Origin of the sequence: Streptomyces sp. NPDC001843, assembly GCF_042891955.1 — a bacterium.
Classification (GTDB): Bacteria; Actinomycetota; Actinomycetes; order Streptomycetales; family Streptomycetaceae; genus Streptomyces.
Map to the genome: position 1 here is coordinate 176436 of NZ_JBIATQ010000011.1, position 22549 is coordinate 198984.

Annotated in this window: 16 protein-coding genes; 1 reads left to right on the top strand and 15 read right to left on the bottom strand. The window is 71.6% G+C overall.

Annotation, left to right across the window (positions count from 1 at the left end):
• Positions 1 to 3 precede the first annotated feature (3 nt).
• From ACFYZQ_RS26985 to ACFYZQ_RS27055, 15 genes are all read right to left on the bottom strand, one after another.
• Positions 4 to 651 (bottom strand): PIG-L deacetylase family protein, encoded by a 648-nt coding sequence (locus ACFYZQ_RS26985; protein ID WP_389152705.1) that lies wholly within the window; start codon positions 649 to 651, stop codon positions 4 to 6.
• Positions 648 to 1454 carry a glucose-1-phosphate cytidylyltransferase gene (locus tag ACFYZQ_RS26990; RefSeq protein ID WP_389152708.1) on the bottom strand — a complete coding sequence of 269 codons (807 nt, stop codon included), beginning with the start codon at positions 1452 to 1454 and terminating at the stop codon, positions 648 to 650. Before ACFYZQ_RS26990 ends, ACFYZQ_RS26985 begins: the two co-directional genes overlap by 4 nt.
• On the bottom strand, positions 1451 to 2701 hold the full coding sequence (locus ACFYZQ_RS26995) for a class I SAM-dependent methyltransferase (RefSeq protein ID WP_389152711.1): 1251 nt from the start codon (positions 2699 to 2701) through the stop codon (positions 1451 to 1453). The genes ACFYZQ_RS26990 and ACFYZQ_RS26995 overlap by 4 nt, the downstream gene beginning before the upstream one ends.
• Entirely contained in the window at positions 2698 to 3948 is a 1251-nt protein-coding gene (locus ACFYZQ_RS27000) for a glycosyltransferase (protein ID WP_389152714.1), read from the bottom strand. Before ACFYZQ_RS27000 ends, ACFYZQ_RS26995 begins: the two co-directional genes overlap by 4 nt.
• 2 nt (positions 3949 to 3950) lie before the next feature.
• Entirely contained in the window at positions 3951 to 5186 is a 1236-nt protein-coding gene (locus ACFYZQ_RS27005) for an O-antigen ligase domain-containing protein (protein WP_389152716.1), read from the bottom strand.
• A gap of 1 nt (position 5187) precedes the next feature.
• Positions 5188 to 6717, bottom strand: coding sequence for a right-handed parallel beta-helix repeat-containing protein (locus tag ACFYZQ_RS27010; protein WP_389152719.1), 1530 nt, complete (start codon positions 6715 to 6717; stop codon positions 5188 to 5190).
• Between the two features lie 9 nt (positions 6718 to 6726).
• Positions 6727 to 8688: an alginate lyase family protein gene (locus tag ACFYZQ_RS27015; protein WP_389152722.1), complete on the bottom strand. Its 1962-nt coding sequence runs from the start codon at positions 8686 to 8688 to the stop codon at positions 6727 to 6729.
• Positions 8685 to 10892, bottom strand: coding sequence for a bi-domain-containing oxidoreductase (locus tag ACFYZQ_RS27020; protein ID WP_389152725.1), 2208 nt, complete (start codon positions 10890 to 10892; stop codon positions 8685 to 8687). The genes ACFYZQ_RS27015 and ACFYZQ_RS27020 overlap by 4 nt, the downstream gene beginning before the upstream one ends.
• A gap of 18 nt (positions 10893 to 10910) precedes the next feature.
• On the bottom strand, positions 10911 to 12845 hold the full coding sequence (asnB, locus tag ACFYZQ_RS27025) for an asparagine synthase (glutamine-hydrolyzing) (protein ID WP_389152728.1): 1935 nt from the start codon (positions 12843 to 12845) through the stop codon (positions 10911 to 10913).
• 3 nt (positions 12846 to 12848) lie between these two features.
• The gene (locus ACFYZQ_RS27030) at positions 12849 to 14369 is read right to left on the bottom strand and encodes a Wzz/FepE/Etk N-terminal domain-containing protein (RefSeq protein WP_389152731.1); all 1521 of its coding nucleotides are present in this window, start codon (positions 14367 to 14369) and stop codon (positions 12849 to 12851) included.
• Positions 14366 to 15736 carry a Wzz/FepE/Etk N-terminal domain-containing protein gene (locus ACFYZQ_RS27035; RefSeq protein ID WP_389152734.1) on the bottom strand — a complete coding sequence of 457 codons (1371 nt, stop codon included), beginning with the start codon at positions 15734 to 15736 and terminating at the stop codon, positions 14366 to 14368. The genes ACFYZQ_RS27030 and ACFYZQ_RS27035 overlap by 4 nt, the downstream gene beginning before the upstream one ends.
• Positions 15733 to 16998 (bottom strand): glycosyltransferase family 4 protein, encoded by a 1266-nt coding sequence (locus tag ACFYZQ_RS27040; protein ID WP_389152736.1) that lies wholly within the window; start codon positions 16996 to 16998, stop codon positions 15733 to 15735. The genes ACFYZQ_RS27035 and ACFYZQ_RS27040 overlap by 4 nt, the downstream gene beginning before the upstream one ends.
• Positions 16988 to 18304, bottom strand: coding sequence for a nucleotide sugar dehydrogenase (locus ACFYZQ_RS27045; protein WP_389152739.1), 1317 nt, complete (start codon positions 18302 to 18304; stop codon positions 16988 to 16990). Before ACFYZQ_RS27045 ends, ACFYZQ_RS27040 begins: the two co-directional genes overlap by 11 nt.
• Before the next feature lie 70 nt (positions 18305 to 18374).
• Positions 18375 to 19853, bottom strand: coding sequence for a sugar transferase (locus ACFYZQ_RS27050; protein WP_389152742.1), 1479 nt, complete (start codon positions 19851 to 19853; stop codon positions 18375 to 18377).
• A gap of 535 nt (positions 19854 to 20388) precedes the next feature.
• Positions 20389 to 20700, bottom strand: a complete 312-nt coding sequence (locus ACFYZQ_RS27055; protein WP_389152745.1) for a hypothetical protein — start codon at positions 20698 to 20700, stop codon at positions 20389 to 20391.
• A gap of 623 nt (positions 20701 to 21323) precedes the next feature.
• On the opposite strand from ACFYZQ_RS27055, the gene ACFYZQ_RS27060 reads away from it, so the two are divergent.
• Positions 21324 to 22547, top strand: a complete 1224-nt coding sequence (locus ACFYZQ_RS27060) for an acyl-CoA dehydrogenase family protein (protein WP_389152748.1) — start codon at positions 21324 to 21326, stop codon at positions 22545 to 22547.
• The last annotated feature ends 2 nt before the right edge of the window (positions 22548 to 22549 follow it).

Sequence of the window (22549 nt, forward strand, 5' to 3'; positions counted from 1 at the left end):
GGTTCAACCCCCCAGGTTGAGCGTGAGCTTGGTGACGGCGAACGCTTCGGCGTATCGCTCGTGGCATTCGATGCCGCGGATCCGCGCGAGGCCGAGGAAGGCCTCCCGGTCGTACCAGGGCCGGTGCCGCTGCGAGGGGTAGTGCTCCTGCAGCAGCCGCACCTTCTCTTCGGCGATCCGGGGCGACAGCGGCTGGTAGGCCGCCGGACGGCCGAGGTCGCCGTCCCACTTGACGATCTCGTAGCCGAGCACGAGGTGGTCGCGGAAGGCGGTGGGTATCAGCCGCGCCAGGCCGCGGTGGTCCTGGTGCGCGTCGTCGGTGCGCGGCGCCAGCACCAGGTCCGGCTCCGACTGCGCGCGCAGTTCCTCGACCGCGGCCTTGGCCTCCTCCCAGTGCGCGGGCAGCCGGCCGTCCGGCAGCTTGTGCACCGTCAGCCGAAGGTCGGCGTCCGGGCAGAAGGCGGTGAGCGCGGCCTGCTCCTCCTGCTCCCGCTCGCCACCGCCACCGGAGAGCACCAGCGCGTCGACGCGGATGCCCGGCCGCGCGCGGCACAGCGTCAGCAGCGTGCCGCCGGCGCCGATGGCGATGTCGTCGCAGTGCGCGCCCACCGCGACGATCCGGTCCGGGCGCCCGGCCCCGAGCCGGATCACGCCCTCGCTCCGGCGCCGGCTCCCGCGCCGTCCCGTTCCCACACCGCCCACGGGCGGTCGCCGCGGGCGTAGGCGGCGTCGAGCGCGGCCCGCTCCTTCACGGTGTCGGTCGGCTTCCAGAAACCGCGGTGCTGGTGTGCCACCAGGCGGCCACGCTTGGCCAGTTGGGCGCATCCGTCGGCGACCAGGTCCCCGTTCTCCGGGATGTGGTCGAAGATCTCCTGGCGGAGCACGAAATAGCCGCCGTTCTCCCACAGCGGCAGTTCGCTCACCGCGGTGATGCCCCCCACCAGGCCGTCCTCGCCCAGGTCCACACAGTGGAACGACGACTGCGGCGGGACCACCATCATCGACGCACCGGCGTCGCGCCGGGCGAAGTTGTCGATCATCTCCGGCAGCGGGGCGTCGGTGAGCACGTCGGCGTAGTTGGCGAGGAACATCTCGTCGCCGTCCAGGTGGTGCCGTACCCGGCGCAGCCGCTCCCCGATCGGCGACTCGATACCGGTCTGCGCGAACGTGATCGTCCAGTCCGAGATGTCGGTGGACAGCAACTCCGTCCGCCCGCCCCGCAGTACGAAGTCGTTGGACGTCGTCTCCTCGTAGTTGAGGAAGAAGTCCTTGATGTGGTGGGCCCCGTACCCGAGGCACAGGACGAACTCCGTGTGCCCGAAGTGCGCGTAGTAGCGCATGACGTGCCAGATCAGCGGTCTGGGGCCGACCATCGCCATCGGCTTGGGCACGTCGTCGGAGCCCGAGGCGCGCATCCGCATCCCGTAACCGCCGCAGAACAGAACGACCTTCATGCTGTGCCCTCTCGAGACGCGACGTCGACGATGCTCAGTTCCGGGATGGGGAAGACCAGCCGGCCGCCCCAGTCGTGCACGAAGGACAGCTGCTCGACCAGCTCGGCCCGCAGGTTCCACGGGAGGACGAGCACGTAGTCCGGCTTGTCGGCGGCGATCTGCTCGGGCGGCAGGATCGGGATGCGGGTGCCCGGGGTGAACCGGCCGTGCTTGTAGGGGTTGCGGTCGACCGTGTACGGCAGCAGGTCGGGACGGATGCCGCAGTGGTTGAGCAGGGTGTTGCCCTTGCCCGGGGCGCCGTAGCCGACGACCGTCTCGCCGCGCTCGGCCGCCTCGATGAGGAACCTCAGCAGGTCCCGGCGCACCTTGGCCACCCGGGCGGAGAACTCGGTGTACCCGGACAGCTCCTGCAGTCCGGCGGCCTTCTCCCGGGCCAGCACGTCGGCCACCCGCTGACTCGGCTCGCCGGCCACCTCGGCCGGCCTGGCCCACAGCCGGATGGAGCCACCGTGCGTGGGCAGCAACTCGACGTCCACGAGAGCGAGTCCGCCGCTCGCCAGGGCCCGGATCGCGGAGGCGACCGTGTAGTACTGGAAGTGCTCGTGGTAGATCGTGTCGTACTGGTTCTCCTCGATCAGGGTCAGCAGGTGCTGCACCTCGATGGAGACCCAGCCGTCGTCGGCGACCAGGGCGCGCAGCCCCTGGGTGAACCCGACCACGTCGGGGATGTGCGCGTACACGTTGTTGGCCACGACCAGGTCCGCCGGGCCGTGCTCGGCGCGGACGGCCGCGCCGGTGTCCGGGCCGAGGAACTCCGTGAGCGTGGGCACACCCGCGTCCCGGGCCGCGGCGCCGACGTTCACCGACGGCTCGATGCCGAGGCAGCGGATCCCGCGGTCCACCACGTGCCGCAGCAGGTACCCGTCGTTGCTCGCGACCTCGACCACGAAGGCGTCGGTGCCCAGACCCAGCCGCCGCACGGCGCCGGCGACGAACGTGCGCGCGTGCTCCACCCAGGACGTCGAGTAGGAGGAGAAGTACGCGTACTCCTTGAACGTCTCCTCCGGTGTGATCAGCGGCGGGATCTGCGCGAGCCAGCAGTCGGTGCAGACCCGCAGGTGCAGCGGGTACGCCGATTCCGGCTGGTCCAGTTGGTCCGCGGCGAGAAAGCTCTCACATGGTGGCGTCGCCCCGAGGTCGACGACGCTCGCCATCGCCTCCGAGCCGCACAGTCGGCATCGTGTCATCTGCTGTTCCCATCCCCCCTGCTCGCGCGGGTCTCCCCGCCACGAGTCAGTGCTGACCGACCCGCGATCGCGGTGCGGTACTCCTCCACCAGGCGCTCCAACCCGACAGCCGGGCTGAAACCCTGTTCGTAACGGAGCCGGGCCGCCCGTCCCATCTCCCGGCCCGGCCCCGGCTCGGCCGCGACCCGGCGTATGCAGGACACGAGCGAGGCGGACTCGCCCGGCCGGTGCAGCAGCCCGGTCACGCCGTCCTCGACGAGTTCGACGAAGGCGCCGTGACCGGCGGCGACGACCGGGACCCCCGCCGCCATCGCCTCCACGACCACCAGGCCGAACGCCTCCAGCCACGTCGAGGGAGCCACCACGGCGACCGATCGCGCGATGGCCTTCTGGCACTCCGCCGGGTCCAACAGGCCGACGTGGCGCACGTCGTCACGGCCTGCCGCCCAGGCGGTCACCTCCGGCTCCAGTGGCCCCGTGCCGGCGATCACGAGCGACACGCCCACACCGCCGCTCGCCGCGACCTCGTCCCACGCGGCCATGAGCAGCCGTACGCCCTTGGCCTCGGCGAGCCTGCCCAGATAGAGCAGATGCTCTCCGGCACCCGTCCTGCGTACGTCCGGGTCGGGCACGAAGTTGTGCTTCACCGTCAGCCGCTCGGCCGGCATGCCGGCCCGCACCAGGACGTCGCGCTGCGCCGCGGAGATGCAGAAGAACCGCTCCACGCCGGACCACCACCGCCGCCGGTTGACCGACAGACTGACCGCCAGCGGCACCGTCGCGAGGCGGGAGTTCCGGTAGCAGCCGTGCCGGACGGCGGGCAGCGGTGTCGTCCCGACGCACTCGGTGCACGGCCGGCCGTCCCGCTGCAGCGTGCCGGGCGGGCAGACCTGGGTGTAGTTGTGCAGCGTGGCGACGGCGGGTACACCGGCGTCGGCGCAGGCGGCCAGCACCGCCGGTGACAGAAGCGGGAAGACGTTGTGGACGTGCACCACGTCCGGTCGCTCGGTGCGGAGCCGGGCGGCGAGTTCCGTGCGGACCGCCGGGTTCCACGGCACCAGCAGCGGCAGCGCGGCCTTGCCCAGCAGGGACCGCGCGGCGATGTCGTCACTGCGCCGCTCGAACACCTCGACCCGGTGACCCGCCCCCCGCAGCAGCGCCACCTCCTGGTCGACGACCCTGTTCTCCCCGCTCGGCTGCGCCGAGGCGTAGCGGTTGTGCACCACCAGCACGTGAAGGCCGTCCATGCTCAAGTCACCTCCGATTTCTGGGCCCAGCGTGGGACGCGTCGTCGAGGGACTTCGGGCGCCGACAGGGGAGTGGCCGCGGCGGGTGTCGCCAGCAGCGAGGCGGCCACGGCGAGGTGCAGCAGATACGGCGAGGCGTCGCCCAGCCCGGCCTCGGTGTACGACGCGATCGCGCAGTAGCTGATCAGGAAGATCGCGCAGGCCCTCTGCAGCGACGGCGGCCGCAGCAACGCGACGCCGCCCAGCACGATGAGGAACGCCGCGACAAGGGTGACGCCGATCAGCCCCTGCTCGTTGTAGACGGCCAGCCAGCTGTTGTCGATCGGCAGCCCGCCGAACGACTTGTCGCCCAGGCCCACGCCGAACAACTTCTCCCCGGTCGTCCGCGGTGCGGCCAGCAGGGCGTCCCAGACCTTGGCCCGACCGGTGAGGCTGGAGAAGTTCTCCTTGCTCTGTCCGCGCAGGAACCACGCCTGGAGCACGGAGGCGAACCCCACCGCGGCCACCGTGGCGCACAGCACCGCCCAGGTGAAGAAGCGGCGGGCCGCGGCGCTGGTGAGGAGGAGCGAGCCGATCGCCAGCACCAGCCCGAGCAGCAGCCCCAGCGTGGCCGTTCGGGTATGGGTCAGCGCGAGCAGCACGAGTGACGGCACGATGACCACCGCCGCACTGGTCCTGTCGGTCCGGCCACCCAGCAGGAGCAGCACGGTGAGCCCGATGATCACCGCGGCGTACTGCCCGATCTGCGGCGGGGTGAGCGGCCACAGTGCGCCGACCAGCCGTCCGCCGTAGAGGTCGGGCAGGGCGGCGCCCGGTGAGACGACCAGGCCGACGGCCACCGTCCCGAGCACCGCGAAGTACATCCGGATGTGGTGCCGGACGAACGTCAGGCCGCCGTCCCACCAGCGGCCGAGCAGCCACAGGGTGCCGACGAAGAGAGCCAGCCGGAAGCAGCGGAACAGCGCACCGAACCCGGACTCGAGGTCCGCGCTGGAGATCACGCTCGAAACCAGCAGCAGGGTGAGCAGGAACACGTACGCACTGGCTCGGATGCGCAGCCGGAGATTGACCGCGAGCGCCAGCGCGAACGCGGCGACCAGCGCGCCCATGGTGACCATCTGGATGAGGGAGCGGGGCAGCGGGACGATGGTCTTCGCCCCCGCGGAGCCGAGCGTGTTGAGGACCAGCAGCCCCCACACCGTCCCGACGATCTTCGGTGCGCTGTTGTCCCCGCCCATCTCAACCACCGTCCCGCGCGTGGAAGGTGCTGCCCGCGTCCTGCTGGTACGGCGCGCCCTGCCACTGACCGAAGTCGAGCACCCGGCTCGGGTCGTAGGCGACGAATTTCCATGGTCCGAGGTAGACGTTGTGGTGCCAGCGGTTGTGCTGCTTGCGGGTGATCGACTCGGCCACCCGCTCGCCCTTGTACGGCGACCAGTCCGGATAGGTGCCGTAGTTGGCCAGCAACGCCATTCGGTCACACCTCGCCGTGCACTTGACGACGGACTTGTCCAGGACGAAGCGGTTGTCGTGGATGTCGACCCGCTGGGTCTTCCACCGGCAGTCTGAGTAGAGCGGCGGTCTGGTGATCGCCGGCTTGACGCAGCGGTGGACGTCCCCGACCAGCAAGGTGCAGTCACCGGACGAGGTGTTGGCCGGGCTGTTGCAGAACCGGTCGGCGTTTTCCCACAGGGTGATCCCGGACCAGTTGTTCTCCAGCAGGTTCCCGTAGATCTCGATCTTGTCGGTGCGGGCCTTGATCCGGGGTTCGCCACCCGACTCGGACAGGTAGATGGTCGGATACGGGAAGTTGTCGCCGCGGTCGGCCTGCCTGCGGCCGTCGACCCAGTTGTTCCGCCGGATCGTGTTGTTCCGGATGACCGCGTTGTAGCTGGTCTCGTAGATCAGCGCGGCACCGTCGTTGGCATCGAGCACGTTGTCCTCGATGCGGAAGTCGTTGTTGTTGGTGTCCGCCCACAACCCGGCTCCGCGGTTGTCGTGCACCCAGTTGCCGCGTACGTCGGCGCCGTCGACGGCCCAGAACTTCACGCCTCCTGTGCAGCCGCAGCCCGGCGTGCGCCGCTCCCAGTCGCCGGTGTTGTTGCCCACGATCTCGTTGCCCTCGACCAGCAGACCGCTGACACGGCCTTTGGACTTGTAGGCGTTCATGCCGTACTGGCCGTTGTCGCGCAGGCAGCTGGCGCGGACCCGCTGGCGGGAACCGGCCATCAGCCCGGCACCCGAGTTGTGCTGGATCGTCGCGTGCTCGATCACCCACCCGTCGGCGGAGTCGTGGTTGACCACGCCCTCGTTCTGCGGCGCGACGAAACCCTGCACGGTCAGGTAGCGGATGGTGACGCCCCGGGCGCTGCCGCCGAAGGCGTACTGGTTCTTCTTCCGGCCGTCGAGCACCGCGCCCGGCGCGCCGATGTAGCGGTCCCCGTTCTTGGGGATGACCTGGGCGTAGCGGTCCGGCTCGAGCCTGTGCCTGCCCGGGCGAAGCCAGAACGTGGTGTTCGGGGGGCTGTTCTTGGTCTTCGCGGCCAGGTCACCGACCACCGCGGGGTCGACCGTCACAGCGTGTGCCGGCGCCTTCGCCGGCCCGGCCCCGGGCTCGGCGCACATCCTTGCCACGGGTCGGGTCACGGGCGTGGACGGCGCGGCGGTCGGCTCTGCCGCCGAGGCGCCCGGCGTGCTCTGACAGCCGGTCGCCGCCAGCAGGGCCAGCGCCGCCGCGGACAACGCCAGATTCCGCCACTTGATCTCCACGCGTCCCCCCTAGCCCCGGAACCTGAGCACGGTCGTGAAGTCCTCCGCGCCGTCGGTGAAGCCGGTGCCGACCAGCGTGGTGGCGGGTTCCTTGCGCCCGAAGCCGGCGGAGTACCAGCCCAGCGGCGGATCGGTCTCACCACGATGCGCCCGCCAGGACAACTGCCCTGGCAGGTCGAGCACCGCGGAGCGGTCCTCGCCGTCCCGGGTCCAGGTGAGCTGTGCCCGGTTCCCGGCCAGGTCCGCGCTGATCGCCGGGCCGAGGTGGAACGCCAGGCGTACGGTCCGCCGCGGGCCGTGCCCGCCGCGGACCTCGTCGACCACCCTCAGCTCCCGGCTCGCGGCCGTCAGCTCGACCCGGCGGCGGTGCACGGAGCCCTGGTAGCCGTCGTGCTCGGCACACCAGCGGGCCGTCCCCCCTGCCGAGGCGCCGGACGTGTCCGCGACCAGGACGCGGCTGTGGGCATGCCGGGTCCACAGGAACGGGCCGCCGGAGGCGGACTGGTCACCGCCGTCCAGCTGCAGGGTGTTGTGGCCGAGGGTAGACCGGAAGTACTGCCGCCACTCGGGCTGCCCGTGGTAGCAGTACGTCCCCGGGTCGGCGAGCACATCGACCCCGTCGTGCCGGACCTCCACGGACAGCGCGTCCGCGTGGGCATGCGCGGCGATGGACAGGAAGCCGTGCGGGCCACCGTCGCAGCGGCACCAGATCTCCTGCGGACCGCGCAGGATGGTGAGCCCCGCGTCGGCGAAGTGGGCCGGTCGCTCCGCCGGACGGCGCGCGGACGGTTCCGTGGGTTTGATGAGCGCCGCCAGCAGCGGGGTGCGCACGTCGGTGCCGGTCACCGCCGGCCACCAGGGGAGCGAGCCGAAGACGGCGTCGCCGGTGGCCAGCAGCGAGCCCCAGCGGTCGGTGCCCGCGCCGTCCACGACCAGGCCGTACCCGTCGTCCGCGTCCCCCTGACGCGGCGGCCGGAGCCGGTCGTCCACGATGGCGGCGAGCGCGTCGGTCATACGCAGCAGCACCAGGCGGACCGACGCGGGGACCGGTACGCCGGCGGCGTCCGCCTCGGCCACGGCGGCCAGACCGAGTTCGAGGACGAGTCCGTGGTACTCGGTGGCCAGCTCACGGTTGATGCCGGAAAGGTAGGTGTTGCCGCGCAGATGCCGCTCCAGCGACCGCAGCGCGTCGGCTCGCCAACGCACCGAGGAGGGGAACCATGCGAACGCGCAGGCCGCTGCGAACTGCCCGGCGGCCTCGGCGATGACGTGGTTGTTCGCCGACGACCCCCGGCTGGGGAAGGCGGCCAGCCAGCGCTGGTGGTGCCAGATCTGGTTCAGCGCCACCGGGTTGTCCTCGAACAGAGCGGCCACGCCCGGCCAGCCGTCGAGCAGCCGGCGGACCCACACCCAGGACAGCAGCCGGATCCCCAGCTCGATGCCGCTGATCCAGTGGACGCCGCGCAGCGGTGGGTTGACCGCCCACCACGACCGCAGGTGCTCGGCCACGCGCTCGGCATACCGCTCGTCCCCGGTGAGCGCGTAGGCGGCGGCGAGCACGGTGAGGTACTGATGCCGGGACAGCTCCCAGATCTGCTTGATGTCGCCGACCGCGTCCTCGTTGCGGTACGGCACGTCGAAGGCGTAACCCGAGGGAGCCCGGCGCCCGGTCTTCGGGTCGCGCCACCAGTCCGGATTGGTCAGGTCGTCGCGGACCACCCCGAAATACTCGGCGTGCCCGGCCATCAGCCGGTCGGCCTCGGCGATGAGCCGTTTCGCGGCGTCCGGTGGCACCGCGGCGATCGTCCCGGCGGGCAGGACGGCGGTGAACCGGACGCCGGTCACCCTCGGGCACTCCGGCCGCGCCGACCGCCACCGCCGTCTGCGCACCGCGTCGCCCGCCCGGCCGCCGACCTCCCGCGGTCCCATCCGGGACAGCCGCCGGAGGTACCAGCCCGCGCTCATGCTCATCGTGCCCTCGCCAACGTCACCGGCGCACCGCCGGCCAGACCGGTCTGCACGGCGAGGGTGGCCGCCGTGGTGGCGACCAGCGACTCCAAGGACACCGGCATCGGCCCGCCGGTCCGCACGGCCTTGACGAACGCGGCCAGTTCGGCGTTCTGGCCCTTGTCCCGGGCCTTGGGCAGCCGCGAACTGACCCACCGCTTCTGGCCGGCTGTGCTTTTTTCGAAATACACCGAGGCACGCACGAAGTCGTCGAGCCGCAGCGCGCGACCGTCCGCGATCAGGTCCAGCGTCTCCTTCGGGAAGGCGGACGGGCCGGAGGTGACGTAGCTGATGGTGGCGGTGGACCCGTCCGGGTAGCGCAGCACGATCTGCAGGTCCTCGTTGCCGGCCGGGGCGGTCGCGTACACGGACACCGGGTCGGCGTCGAGCAACCAGCTCGCCGTGTCGATGAAGTGCCCGCCCTCGCCCAGGAACCGCGAGCCCTCGGAGCCCTGCTGGAGGTACCAGCTGCCGTGGTCGAGGCGTCCGGCGTTGACCAGGTAGCGGAGGCCGGCCGGACCGGTCCGGGCGCCGAACCGCTTCCTGGCCTCCTGCAGCAACGGCGCGAACCGCCGGTTGAAGCCCACCTGGAGCCGGTCGTTGCCGGACTCCTCCACCGCCGCGAGCACACCGGCCAGCTCGTCCTCGGTGAGGGCGAGGGGCTTCTCCACGAACACGGTCTTGCCGGCGAGGAGCGCCTTGCGGGTCAGTTCGGCGTGCGAGCTGTGCCGGGTGACCACGAACACCGCGTCGACGGACTTGTCGCCGAGCACGGCGTCGAGGTCCGTGGTCGCCTCGGCGAAGCCGAACTTCCGCTGCGCGTTGGCCGCGGACAGCGCCGTCGTCGTGACGACCGTCGACAACTCCACGCCCTCGCGTTGCGCCAGGTGCGGCAGCAGCATCGACGTCGCGTAGTTGCCCGCGCCGATGAACGCGAGCCGCACGCGCGACTTGGCGAGCCGGGCCGGACCGGGCTGCACCTTCACCGCGGGAACGGCCACCGACACGGCCGCCGGTTCCGCCGCTTCCTCCGCCTCCGCCGGGTGCTCGGGGTAGCGGAACAGCACGGCCACGGCCTTCAGTTCGCCGTCCTTGAGGCGCTGGTACGTCTCGACGGCGTCGTCGAAGTCGGCGATGCGGGAGATCAGGGGTTCCACGTCGACGCTGCCGCGGGCGAGGAGGTCGAGGAAGCACGCCAGGTTGCGGCGCTCGGTCCAGCGCACGTAGCCGATCGGGTAGTCGCGCCCCTCCAGCTCGTACGACGGGTCGTAGCGCCCGGGCCCGTAGGAACGCGAGAACCGGACGTCGAGTTCCTTCTCGTAGTACGCGTTCCACGGAAGGTCCAGGCGGCACTTGCCGATGTCGACGACCCGGCCGCGGTCCCGGCAGAGCTTGGCGGCGAGCTCGACGGGCTGGTTGCTGCCGCCGCCGGCGGCCAGGTACACCTGGTCCACTCCGTGCCCGCCCGTGAGTTCGGCGACCGCGGCTTCCACGGTCGCGGACGCGGGGTCGCCGCAGGCAGCCGCACCCAGCCGCTCGGCGAGTTCGCAGCGCACCGGGTCGGGGTCGGCGCCGACGACGCGGACTCCCGAGGCGGCGAGGAGCTGCACCACCAGCTGCCCGATCAGCCCGAGGCCGATGACGAGGGCCACTTCGCCGAGCTGCGGCTCGCCCTGGCGGACGCCCTGCAGCGCGATCGACCCGACGGTGCCGAACGCCGCGTGCCTGGGAGCGAGACCGTCCGGCACCGGGGTGTAGAGGTTCTTCGGTACCCAGTTCAGCTCGGCGTGCAGCGCGTGCTCGTTGCCGGCGCAGGCCACGACGTCGCCGGCCTTCACATCGTCGATGCCGGCGCCGACCTGCTCGACCACCCCGCACAGCGAGTAGCCCAGCGGCGTGTAGGAGTCCAGCTTGCCCATCACCTTGCGGTAGGTGGCGGGCACTCCGTTGGTGGCCACGCTCTGCATGACCTTGGCCACCTGGTCAGGACGGGAGCGTGCCTTGCCCAGCATCGACATGCCGGCCTCGGACACCTTCATCAGCTCGGTCCCCGTGGAGATCAACGAGTAGGCGCTGCGGACCAGCACACCCCCCGGCTTGCACCCCGGCACCGGAACGTCGAGCACCGCCAGCTCGCCGCTCTTGTAGTTCTGTACAACCTGCTTCACCCGAACTCCTCTGTCTTCCTAAGCCGTTTGCCGAGTGCTCTGGCCGGACCCAGAGGTCGCGTCGCGATACCAGTACTCGAGGGTCAGCACATGCCACAGATGCTTGGAGAAGTCCCGCTGCCCGGCGGCGTCCTCGGTGACGAGCCGCTGAAGCGCGTCGCGGCGCAGGAACCCGGAGCGGACGAGCTCGCCGTCGTTGACCACCTCGCGCACCAGCGGCGCCAGGTCCCGGCTCATCCAGGCGCGCAGCGGGGCGCTGAACAGGCCCTTGGGCCGGTACACGATCTCCCGGGGCAGGACCGAGGTGGCCGCCTCCTTCAGGACGCGTTTGCCCTGCCGTCCGACGATCTTGCGGTCGCCGGGCACGGCGAACGCCGCCCTGACCACCTCGACGTCCACGTACGGCACCCGCACCTCGGTCGACGCGGCCATGCTGGAGCGGTCCGTGTACGTGAGGTTCAGACCCGGCAGGAACATCCGGGCGTCGGTCAGGCACATGCGGTTGACGAAGTCGTCGAGGTCGTTGTCCTGGTAGACGTCCCGGTGTTCGGTCAGCACGTCGTCGACCGTCCCGGCCAGGTCCGGATCGAGAAGGGCGAGCAGCTCGTCCCGGTCGTACATGGTGTAGCTGCGCCGGAACGCGGTCTCCTCCGGCAGGTCCGCGAAGGAGAGGAACCGCTTCGCGAAGCGCACCGACCGGTACCCCCGGCGGGACGTGGCGACCGGCAGCCGGTCCACGGCCGCGGACACCCCGCGCCGCAGGGGCCGTGGGACACGCTGGTAGCGCAGCGCGATCAGGTTGGCCAGGTGCTTGCGGTACCCGGCGAACAGCTCGTCGGCGCCCATCCCCGAGAGCATCACCTTGACCCCGGCCTCCCGGGCGGCCGAGCAGATGAGGTACGTGTTGATCGCGGCGGGGTCGCCGATCGGCTCGTCGAGGTGGTACGTCATCTGCGGCAGCAGATCGAGCACGTTCGGGGCGATCTCGATCTCGTGCAGGTCGACGCCGAACCGCCCGGCCACCTGCCGGGCGTAGCGCAGGTCGTCCGGCATCGCCTCGAACCTGGCGTCCTCGGCGCGGAACCCGATCGTGTAGGCGGAGATCCCCGGTTGGTGGCGGGCCGCCAGCGCGGTCAGATAGCTGGAGTCGAGGCCACCGGAGAGAAAGGTCGCCACAGGTACGTCGGAGAGCAGATGGCGGCGGGTCGACTCCTCGACGACGGCGGCCAGGTCCGGCTGCTCGCCGGCCCGGGCCCGCTCCCGGCCCTCGGCGGCGACGTCCTTCAGGTTCCAGAACCTGCCGCGCTCCACCCGGCCGTCGGGCCGGCACCGCAGCCAGCTCCCCGGCGACAGCTTCTCCGCCTCACGCAACGCGCACCGTGAGTCCGGCACCCAGTAGTACAGCAGCGAGGCCACCAGCGCCGCATGGTCCACGTCCAGGGACCCGCCGGTCGCGCCGGCGAGCGCCTTGAGCTCGGAAGCGAACACCAGGCCCTCGCCGCGCCGGAGCAGGAACAGCGGCTTGATGCCCAACTGGTCGCGGACCAGCACCAGTTCACCGGTGCGCTCGTCGAAGATCCCGAACGCGAACATCCCGCGCAGCCGCGGTAGACAGTCCGTACCCCAGCGCCGCCAGGCCTCGAGGAGCACCTCGGTGTCGGAGGTACCGTGGAAGCGCACCCCGGCGGCCGCCAGTTCGGCGCGCAGCTCGGGCGCGTTGTACAGCTCGCCGTTGTACGTCAGGGCGAGGCCGTCCGAGACCATCGGCTGGGCCCCGGTCTCGGACAGGTCGATGATGGCCAGCCGGCGGTGCCCGAGGTGCACTTCGCCGTCAGCGACGGGGTGGCTGTACCGGCCCGCCCCGTCCGGGCCGCGGTGGGCGAGGGTGTCGGTGAGCCGGTCGGTCACGATCTTTCCGTCCGGCCATCGGTAAGTGCCTGCGATGCCACACATGTCCTACCGCGCCTCCTGGTCGTTGCCCGGGACGCGTGCGGCCCAGATCGGCTGCCGCTCCGTCCGCGGCTGGTTCGTGCCCTTCTGCCGGGGCATCCGCTCGGCACGGCCGCGCAGCGCGATGTTCAGCCCGTCCCACAGCGTGCCGTCGGTGCGGTCCCGCGGATCGGGGTCGATCAGCACCACCCCGATCACCGGGATGCGCTGGTCCGCGAGCTGCCGCGCCACGGTGTGCAGCCATGCGGCGCTGCCGTGCCCGGCCCGTACGACGAGCACGGTCCGGGTGCCGAGGTACTGCAGGTCGGTCCACGCGGTGCCGGGCGCCACCGAGCCGACGCCGAGCAGGCGCCCCTGATGCTGCACGGCCGCGGCACGCTCGCCGCTGACCACGGTGGGATCCCCCGGCTTCGGGCGATGGCCCGAGAGGTGCGGGCCGGGCAGACCGTCGATGACGGCCACGGGCCCCTCGTCCGCCAGTGCCCTGGCCACGTCCAGCGCGATCACGCTCGTGCTGCGCGCACAGCCCAGTTCCAGCAGCGACACCGGTTCCGCGGAGCCGCGCACGGTGCGGGCCAGGGACGTGGTGAGCCGTTCACGTGCCGTCCGGGTCCGTCGGCGCTGCCACAGCCTGCCCGAGCGGCGGGGCAGTTCCGCGATGACCGAGGCACCCAGGTTCGCCGCGATGTCCCGGCGCAGCACGGGGCGGTCCGCCACCACGACGCCGACCGCGGCCAGCGCGAGCCCGAGGACCAGCCCGAGGACGGCCCCGATGGCGGCGTCCGTGGCGGCTGCCTTGGGCAGGGAGTGTCGCACCGCGCGCGGGGCGTCCACGATTTGCGTGCCGGCGACGACCCTGGGCGTGCCGGTACGCGCGTCCGCGGCGCGCTGGTCGAAATCGGCGATGCGCGAGTTGAGTTCGGCCCGGCGGGCGAAGAGCGACTCGATGCTCGCCGACGCCGTCGGGTCGCTGTCCGGCGACCGGTTCCCGATCTCCTTGTTGACCTGGGCGAGTTCGTCCCGCGTGCGGTCACGCTGGTCGAGCAGGGCCTGGGCCTCGGCCTTCGCGGTTTCCTGCATCCGCTGCACATGGTCCGCCACGAACGCGTCGGCCAGCGCCTTGGCCCGGGCCACCGCTTCCGCGTCGCTGCCACCGGTCACATCGATCTGCAGCAGGTTGTTGGTCAGACCGGTGCCACGGTAGTCCCGCATGAAGTCCGCGGGTTTCTCGGAGGACTTGAGGGACTTCAGGGCCAGGCCGGCGATCCGCGAGGTCTGCAGCACCGCGACGTCGGTGCGGATGAGCGTCCCGGTGTCGTTCGGCTGGTCCTCCTCGTGCGCGACCAGCACCTTGGTCGTCGCGCTCGGCGGGGGCGGCATCAGGACCGCCACCGCGGCGCCGAGCAGCAGTCCGAGGAGCGCCATGGCGCACCACAGGCGGCGGCGCCTGCGCACCGACACCACCAGCGCCTGCAGGTCGAGGAGCGGAGCGGCGGCCGACGACTCCGAGGTCGTGCTGGTCGTCACGCTGAACCTCCCGTCGCGTGGCCGCGCACCGCGAACGCCGGAGTGGCGTCGTCCGGATGCCGGCTGGCAGACCGCGTGGAGTGGTCCTGGACCAGGTCGGCGACGACGACGCCGACGATGTCGTGCCTGCCGTCCGCGCACGCGTCGGCGATACCGGCGAGCTCCTCCGCGGTCCGGCTGCCCGCGCTGAGGACCACCAGGGCACCGGACTCGGTGTCGCGGTCCGGCACCGCCGGCCGCTCCACCGACACCTCCACCATCCGCAGCAGCGGATCGCTCTGGGCCTCGGCGACGAGCTGCCCCGCGGCCCGGCGGGCGATCTCGTCACCGTCCGGGACGACGACCAGCAGCCGACGGGGAGCCGGCAGCTGATCCCGGAGGCGAGCGCACACCCGCCGGTAGCGGATCCGTCGGCCGGCCTCGTCGCCGGACCTCTGCGGGGCCGGCACGTCCCACCGGGTGTCGAGGCCGAGGAGCCGCCGGATCCAGGATCGCCGGCCCCCGCCTTCCGGCCGGTGCGCGCGCCGTTCACCGGGCACGTCGACGGTGCCCAGCGACGCCGCGCCCAGTGCGGCGGCGATCTCCGGTTCGGTGCGCAGCCAGCGATTCCTCCGCGCGGCGACGAGATGGCCGATGACCGCGAGCAGGAAGAACAGCAGCGCCCCGCCGCCGATGAGCTGCATCCTCGTCGGGGGCGCCTCGCCGGTCGGCCGGGCAGCCGGTCCCATGACGACCAGGCCCGCCTTGTTGGTCGCCGGGTCGGCGTCGTCCAGCTTCTTCATGGCCGCCTCCAGCGAGGTGCGCAGGTTCTCAAGCGCTGTGCGGGCCTGCACGCTCTCCACGGTCTGCCCCGGATCGGCCGCCTTGGCCAGGTCGGTGATGCGGCGGTTGGTCTGCGCCACCTGCTTGCGCAGCGCCTCGGTTCCCGAAGCCGCTCCGGCGTCGGTGCCGCTGCCCGCGATCTGCGCGGTGAACTGCACGAACTGCCGGGCCATCTGGTCCGAGAGCCGCTGCGCGCGCTGAGGGGTGTCGGCCGTCCCCGAGATGTTGATGATGTTCCCGTCGGCTGCCTTGGCGCTCACCTGGTCCCGCAGCTCGGTGCCGCTGACGCCGGACCAGTGGAGAGCGGCGGCCGCGCGGTCGACCACCGCCGAACTGGTCGCGATGTCCACCTGGGTGAGCAGCTCGCGGTCCTCCCACACCCCGGGCAGCAGTACCGGTGCCGACGCCGTGTAACGCGGCGGGAACACCACCACCGAGGTGCCGTAGCCGACGAGTGCGCCCATCACGGCGAGGACGGCGAGAAGCCGCCACCGCCGACGCAGTATCCGCCCGATCGTGACGAGGCGGATGGTGTCTTCGTTCAACTGCGCTGCCTCTTCCTTGTGCGCACCGGGCCGCCCGCCGACACCGCGGTGCGGTCACCGCAGGCGGCGGCGTAGGCGGCGAGCAGCGCCGTCTGCGAGTTGCGCCAGGAAAGCTGCCCGCCGATCCGCTCCTGGCCGATCTTGCCCATCCGGGCCCGTTTCTCCGGATCGTCCAGCAACACCGAGATGAGCTCGGCGAATCGGCCCTCGTCGTTGGCCGGCGCGTAGACGGCGGCGTCACCGGCGGAGACGCGCGCCTCCTTCAGGTCGAACGAGACGATCGGCCGGCCCATCGCCATGTACTCCAGGACCTTGTTCATCGTCGACACGTCGTTGAGCGGATTGCGCGGGTCGGGGGAGAGGCACACGTCCGCGGTGGACAGGTAGCGCACCAGGTCGGCATCCGGAACGCGCCCGGTGAACTGCACCTGCTCGGTGAGCCCGAGCCGCCGGGACAGCTCCACCATCGCGTCGAAGGCGTCACCGGAGCCGACGAACACCGCGTGCCAGTCGGTCCTTCCGAATTCGTCGCGCAGCTTCGCGAGGGCGCGCAAGGCGTAGTCGACGCCGTCCTGCGGGCCCATCACACCGAGGTAGCACAGCAGATGAGGCTTCCCGCGCTTCAACTCCTGTTCGGGCGGCACCGGTTGGAACCGCTCGATCTGGGGCGCGCTGCGCACCACGAAGACGTCCTCAGGACGTCGGCCGCCACGCCGCACCGCGACCTCCCGGTAGCTCTCGTTCGTGGCGAGCACGATGTCCGCGGCCCGGTAGGTCCGCCGTTCCAGCGCGCACACGGCGCGGTAGAGCAGGTCCTCACCGCGGCCGAACCGGGAGAGGTACAGCTCGGGCACCAGGTCGTGCTGGTCGAAGACGAACCGCGCGCCGCGCCGCCTCAGCCAACGGGCCGACAGAAACAGCAGGTCGGGCGGGTTGCAGGCGTGGACCACGTGGACCGGGCCGACCTTGCGGGCCAGCCGGGCCGTGTGCCACAACGCCGATCCGTACTCCCGCAGGTAGCCGGCCGGCCCTCCGGTGGCCGCGCGCAACGGGTAACGGTGGATCCGCACCCCGTCGATCAACGCCTCCGGCTCCGTGTCCCGCTTCTCCCCCCGGGGACAGATGACGTGCACCTCCCAGCCCGCGTCGCGCAGCGTCGTGCACTCCTGCCACACCCGCCGGTCGAACGGCACCGACAGGTTCTCCACCAGGATCAGCGCGCGCCGGCCCGACCCGTCACCGCTGACTGCGTTACCAAGCAAGGCCCACGTACCCCGGTTCGGCCCGGCGCGCCTCGGCGTCGGGAAGGCGGACGAGGTCGACGATCACCGGGCCGCCGCCATGGGGCAGTGCCGAGACGACGGCCGGATCCCTGGTTCCGACCAGGCACACCTCGGCGTGCTCGAGCACCTCCTCGACGGAGTCCGCGAGCAGCTGCGCGAGGTGCGGCAGCCGGGTCTCGATGTACTCGCGGTTCGCGCCGAGCAGCCGGGAGAGGCTCACGTTGGCGTCGTGGATCCGCAGGTGGTACCCCTTGCCGTGGAGCCTCTCCGCCAGTTCGACGAGCGGGCTCTCGCGGAGGTCGTCGGTGCCGGGCTTGAAGGACAGCCCGAACATCCCCACCCGGCGCTTGCCGGTGCGCTCGACCAGCTCCACCGCGCGTTGCAGATGGTCGGAGTTGGAGGGCAGCACGTGGGAGAGGATGGGCACCGAGACGTCGGCCCGCTGCGCCGCGTGGACCAGACTGCGCAGGTCCTTGGGCAGACAGGAGCCACCGAAGGCGAAGCCGGGCCGCAGGTAGGCGGGGCTGATGTTCAGCTTGCGGTCGGCCAGGAACACGTCCATCACCTGGTGCGAGTCCACCCCGAGCGCCTGGCACACCGCGCCCAGCTCGTTCGCGAAGCCGATCTTGAGGCCGTGGAACGCGTTGTCCGCGTACTTGATCGCCTCGGCCGTCGGTACCGGCACCCGGAACACCTCGCCCGGCAAGCCGTCGTACAGTGCCAGCACCGCGTCGCCGCTCGCCGGGTCGAGCTCGCCGATGACGGTCTTGGGCGGATCGAAGAAGTCCCGCACGCTCGTACCCTCGCGCAGGAACTCCGGGTTGACCGCGACCCCGAAGTCCACCCCGGCCGTGCCGCCGGTGTTCTTCTCCAGGATCGGCACCAGCAGGTTGAGACAGGTGCCGGGGAGCATGGTGCTGCGGAACACGACGGTCTGCCGTCCGCCTCGTTCAGCCAGCGCGGCGCCGATCTGCTCGGTGACCCGCTCCAAGTAGGTGGTGCACAGGCTGCCGTTGGGCTCCGACGGCGTGCCCACGCAGACCAGCGACACCTCGCTGCCCATGATGGCCTCGCGGACGTCACCGGTGGCGCGGAGCGCCCCGGTCCGCACGACCTCGGCGATGAGCTCGCCGATCCGTTCCTCGACCACCGGGGCCTTGCCGTCGTTGACCAGGTCGACCTTCACCTGGTTGACGTCCACCCCGATGACCTCGTGACCCATGCCGGCCAGGCACGCGGCCGACACGCAGCCCACGTAGCCGAGCCCGAAAACGCTGACTCTCATGACCCGTTCCTCCCCCCAGGCAGGCCCTGACGGCCTGCGGTCCGCGCGCCGGCCGGACGGCCCCCGCGCATCAGTAGGCCCCCTGGCCGTAAAGCACCGCGCGCAGCGTCTTCCACAAGATCACCGTGTCCAGGGCGAGCGACCAGTCCTCCACGTACCGCAGGTCGAGGCGGACCGCCTCCTCCCACGGCAGGTCGCTGCGTCCGCTGATCTGCCACAGGCCGGTGAGCCCGGGCTTGACCAGCAGCCGCCGCCGGATGTCCGGGCCGTACGCGGCGGACTCCTCCGGCAGCGGGGGCCGCGGACCGACGAGCGACATCGATCCGGTGAGCACGTTGAAGAGCTGCGGGAGCTCGTCGATCGAGTACCGGCGCAGCACCGCTCCCACCCGGGTCACCCGCGGATCCCGGCGGAGCTTGAACAGCGGGCCGGCGCCCTCGTTGCGGTGGGCGAGCTCGGCACGCGCCCTGTCGGCCCCGGCGACCATGGTGCGGAACTTGAGGATGGTGAACTCGCGGCCGTCCTTGCCGACCCTGCGCTGGCGGTAGAACACCCCGCCCCTGCTGTCCACCAGCACGAGCAGTCCGACGAGCAGCATCAGCGGCGCGAACAGCAGCAGCAGGACCGCCGCGCCCACCCGGTCGACGACCCCCTTGATCGCCCGACGGCCCCCGGTGAAGGCGGGCATGCTGACCCGCAGCAGCGGGATCCCCAGCACCGCGTCGACGTGCAGCCGGGGGCCGGCCACCTCCATCAGCACGGGGGCCACGACCATCTCGGCGTCGCTGCCTTCGAGGTTCCAGGCCAGCCGCTGCAGCCGGTCCGGTGTCCAGTACGGGTCCGGCGTGACCGCGACGACACGGTAGCCGTCGTGCTCGACGTGCTTGGCGACGTCCGTCAGCCGGCCGACGACCGGTACTCCGTCGAGTTGGTCACCGTCGAGCTCGAGGTCGTCCGTCGTGCACACTCCGTCCACCCGCCATCCCAGGTGCGGGAACTTGCGGGTCCGGGTGATCAGGTCGCGCACGGTGGCCGGGCTCCCGGCAGCGAGCACCGGTCTCAGGCACAGCCCTTCCTTGCGCTGTTTGTGCAGCCAGAGGCGGAGCACATACCGCTCGGTCATGGTGACGAGCGCGATCGCGGGGACCGCGACGAAAATCCAGAGCTTGATGTTGCGCGAGGTGAGGGCTATCCCGCCGAGCGCCAGCACGACGGTCGCCGTGAACAGTGAGCGTCCGAGCCGGCGGAATTCCTCGGCACCCTGGCCGAGCACGGCCGGAGCCCACGACCGGCTCACCGCGAGCGACCCCAGCACCAGCAGCTCGGTGCCGAATGCGAGAATGCCCCACTTCTCATGCCAGTTGGCCGCGTCCCGGGCCCCGAAGAAGTTGCCGATCCCCGCCACCACGATGGCGGTTGCCACGGTATCGCTGGTGATGACGGTACGGCGGTACCGCTGCTCCCAGTCGATCGTGGTCTGGCTGATTGCCCCGTCCCCCAGACGCTCGCGCGCCGACGGAAACGGGCTGACTACGCCCCCTTGCCGCACAGAACCCCCCAGGTTCCCAGTGATTCGACGTGTTCGCCTAACACCGTTCTCCGCACGGGAGGCCCCCGCCCCCCGCACTGCGCCACCCCTCAGGAGGCCCCCGCCTCCCGCACTGCTCCTCCCCTCGGGAGGCCCCCGCCTCCCACGCAGCGCTGTTTCTTCCCACGAGGAGGCCCCCGCCTCCCCGCTCATGACATCCCGGCTGTTTCCGAGCTACTCGAACAACTCATCCCGGAGGCAGGGGACTCGCACGTCCTGCCAGATCTCCGAGATGCGCGGGAACCCGTCGACACCTCGGGTGCTCCCCGCACCCAAGGCCCCCACCCGAGCTCCAGCCACTGATCACCCCCACGTCTGGCGCCGGGGGCATGCCTACTGGCTTGCCACAGCGCCGGACCTATAGATCATTACTGGTCGCCTCGTGCCCGAACAGCCGAAGCACGGTCAATCTAGACCATCAGGGCCGGTATGAAGAGAGGATGTGGGTAATTTGTGCGTTCAAGGTCCGAGACCGGCCCCACCGGCGGGTGAACGCCTACGGTGGCCTTGCCGTCACCGTGCGTTCCAGCGGGCCCTCCACGGTGCCCGGCTCGGCGATGGCTTCCCGTGCGTCGACGGAGGCGGGGGAGCTGCCCGCGGCCCGGCCTGCGCGTACCAGCGCGGCCGCCAACCCGGTCTCCGGCCGGACGAGTTGCGTGCTCGGCAGGCGGCGCGGAGCCGTGCCTCGGGAGCGCCGGAAGGTGCACATGTGAGCGGCCCGCTCCGGCGGCGACCTGCCCGCGAAGAGAGCCACGGCACGGACCCGGCCGTCCTGGTGAGCCCACAGGCGGGCCGGGTCGGCGCACACGCACCCCGGGCGTCCGGTCAGCGCGGTTGGCGGGCGACGCGCTGGTCCCCGCGCCGGGTCCCTCCCCACGACGTGGGGCCGGCCCAACAGGGCTCACCGGTCCGCTTCCTGAAGCGTCGGCGGCCATCGGCTCGACAGCCGTGCTCAGCGGGCGAGTTCGCCCAGTTTGCACTCGGTCCGTGTCCTCGGTCATGGGCGGAAGCGCCGTCCCGGTGCGCGGTCCGCCGGCCGTCGGTCCGGTGTGGACCGGTGGGTGAGGGGTCGGCGCAGCCCGAGGTGCTCCCGCGCGTGGTGCCGGTGTACTCGGTCCACTTGTCGGTGACGACCGGGTCTGATCGCGCTGCCGCGCGCGGGCCGGCCCGCTGCCGTGAACTCGCTGTCCCTGAGCGTGGACAAGCCGGAGCGTTCCATTATTCCTATTTTTCCTATCGGATTACTAGGGAAACGTTGACGGTGGTCGAACGCAGGAGTGAGGATGATGAGGCCGACGCGTCACCGCGCACCGCTGCGCACCCACACCGCATCGCCGCGCTCCGCGTCGTCCTCGGTTCCCTGAAGGAAGACGCCATGACACCAGCATCGAGCTGCCCCCACAGCCGCAGTCGCAAGAAGCGGGTGCGGAGATGACGGTGACGGCGGACGAGGTGACCGACGCGGGAGCCGGGCAGGCCGACTGGCTGCGCATAGCCCGTGAGCTGGCGGACGACCTGGCCACGGACGCGGTCGAACGTGAACAGGCCGGTAAGGCACCGCTCGACGAGGTCGCGCGGCTGCGCGAGTCGGGACTGCTGACGCTGCTGGTGCCGGCCGAGCACGGGGGAGGGGGCGCGGACTGGCGCGCGGCCTGCACGGCTGTCCGGACCGTCGCCGCGGCCGACGGGGCCATCGGTCACCTGCTGGGAAGCCACTACTTCCTGTCCTTCAGCGCCCGCTTCTTCGCCGACCCCACTCGTGCCGCCCGCATCGAGCTTGAGTCGGCGGCGCGGAAGTGGTGCTGGGGAGGCGGCATCGCCTCACACGAACCGCCGCTCATCCTGACTCCCACCGCGGACGGCTATCTGCTGGACGGCTACCAGAGGCATGCCGCCGGAGCCGGGGTCGTCGACAGGCTGGTGGTCCGGGCCGCCAGTCACGGCACCGGCGAGCCGCTGGCCGTCCTCGTCGACCCCGCCCACCCGGGTGTGGTGAGCGGCAGCAGCGGGGACACCTTCGGCCAGCGGCCGGCAGCCGGTGGCGCCGTGGAGTGCGACTCCGTGCCGGTCGCGGCGGACGACGTGCTCGGCTCCCTCTCGCCGGACGAGGGCGTCCTGTCACCCTTCGCCTCCCTGGCCGTGCCGACCGCACGTCTGGTCTCCGCCCAGTTCTGTCTCGGCATCGCCGAGGGGCTGCTGGGCGAAGTCCACGAGCACGGAAGGACCGTACGGTCCCCCTGGCAGCCCTTCTCGCCCCAGCCGTGGCCGGGCGGCTCCCCACAGGATCCGTACGCGCTGACGGTGTACGGCGAGCTCGCCGTCCTCGCACGTGCCGCGTCCGCCCTCGCCGGTCAGGCGGTGGACGCCCTGTTGCGCGGCCTCGCCCAAGGCGATGATCTCGACGACGAGGAGTGCGCCGAGATCGCCGTCCTGGCAAGTGTGGCGGAGGCGGCCGCCTCCCGGGCCGCGCAGGAGATCACCACCCGTGCCCTGGACGTCATGGGCGCCGACGCCGCCTCCGCGCGGCACGGCTTCGACCGCTTCTGGCGCAACGCCCGGACGCACACCCTGCGCGAGCCGGTCGGCCACAGGCTGCGCGAGATCGGGGACTACTTCCTCAACGGTGTGCACCCACCGTTCACCCTTCCTGCCTGACG

What these genes read in the sequence shown, in the direction of transcription:
- ACFYZQ_RS26990 (WP_389152708.1), bottom strand. Translation starts at nt 1,454, where the DNA reads ATGAAGGTCGTTCTGTTCTGCGGCGGTTACGGGATGCGGATGCGCGCC.
- ACFYZQ_RS26995 (WP_389152711.1), bottom strand. Translation starts at nt 2,701, where the DNA reads ATGACACGATGCCGACTGTGCGGCTCGGAGGCGATGGCGAGCGTCGTC.
- ACFYZQ_RS27000 (WP_389152714.1), bottom strand. Translation starts at nt 3,948, where the DNA reads ATGGACGGCCTTCACGTGCTGGTGGTGCACAACCGCTACGCCTCGGCG.
- ACFYZQ_RS27005 (WP_389152716.1), bottom strand. Translation starts at nt 5,186, where the DNA reads ATGGGCGGGGACAACAGCGCACCGAAGATCGTCGGGACGGTGTGGGGG.
- ACFYZQ_RS27015 (WP_389152722.1), bottom strand. Translation starts at nt 8,688, where the DNA reads ATGAGCATGAGCGCGGGCTGGTACCTCCGGCGGCTGTCCCGGATGGGA.
- asnB (WP_389152728.1), bottom strand. Translation starts at nt 12,845, where the DNA reads ATGTGTGGCATCGCAGGCACTTACCGATGGCCGGACGGAAAGATCGTG.
- ACFYZQ_RS27045 (WP_389152739.1), bottom strand. Translation starts at nt 18,304, where the DNA reads ATGAGAGTCAGCGTTTTCGGGCTCGGCTACGTGGGCTGCGTGTCGGCC.
- ACFYZQ_RS27060 (WP_389152748.1), top strand. Translation starts at nt 21,324, where the DNA reads ATGACGGTGACGGCGGACGAGGTGACCGACGCGGGAGCCGGGCAGGCC.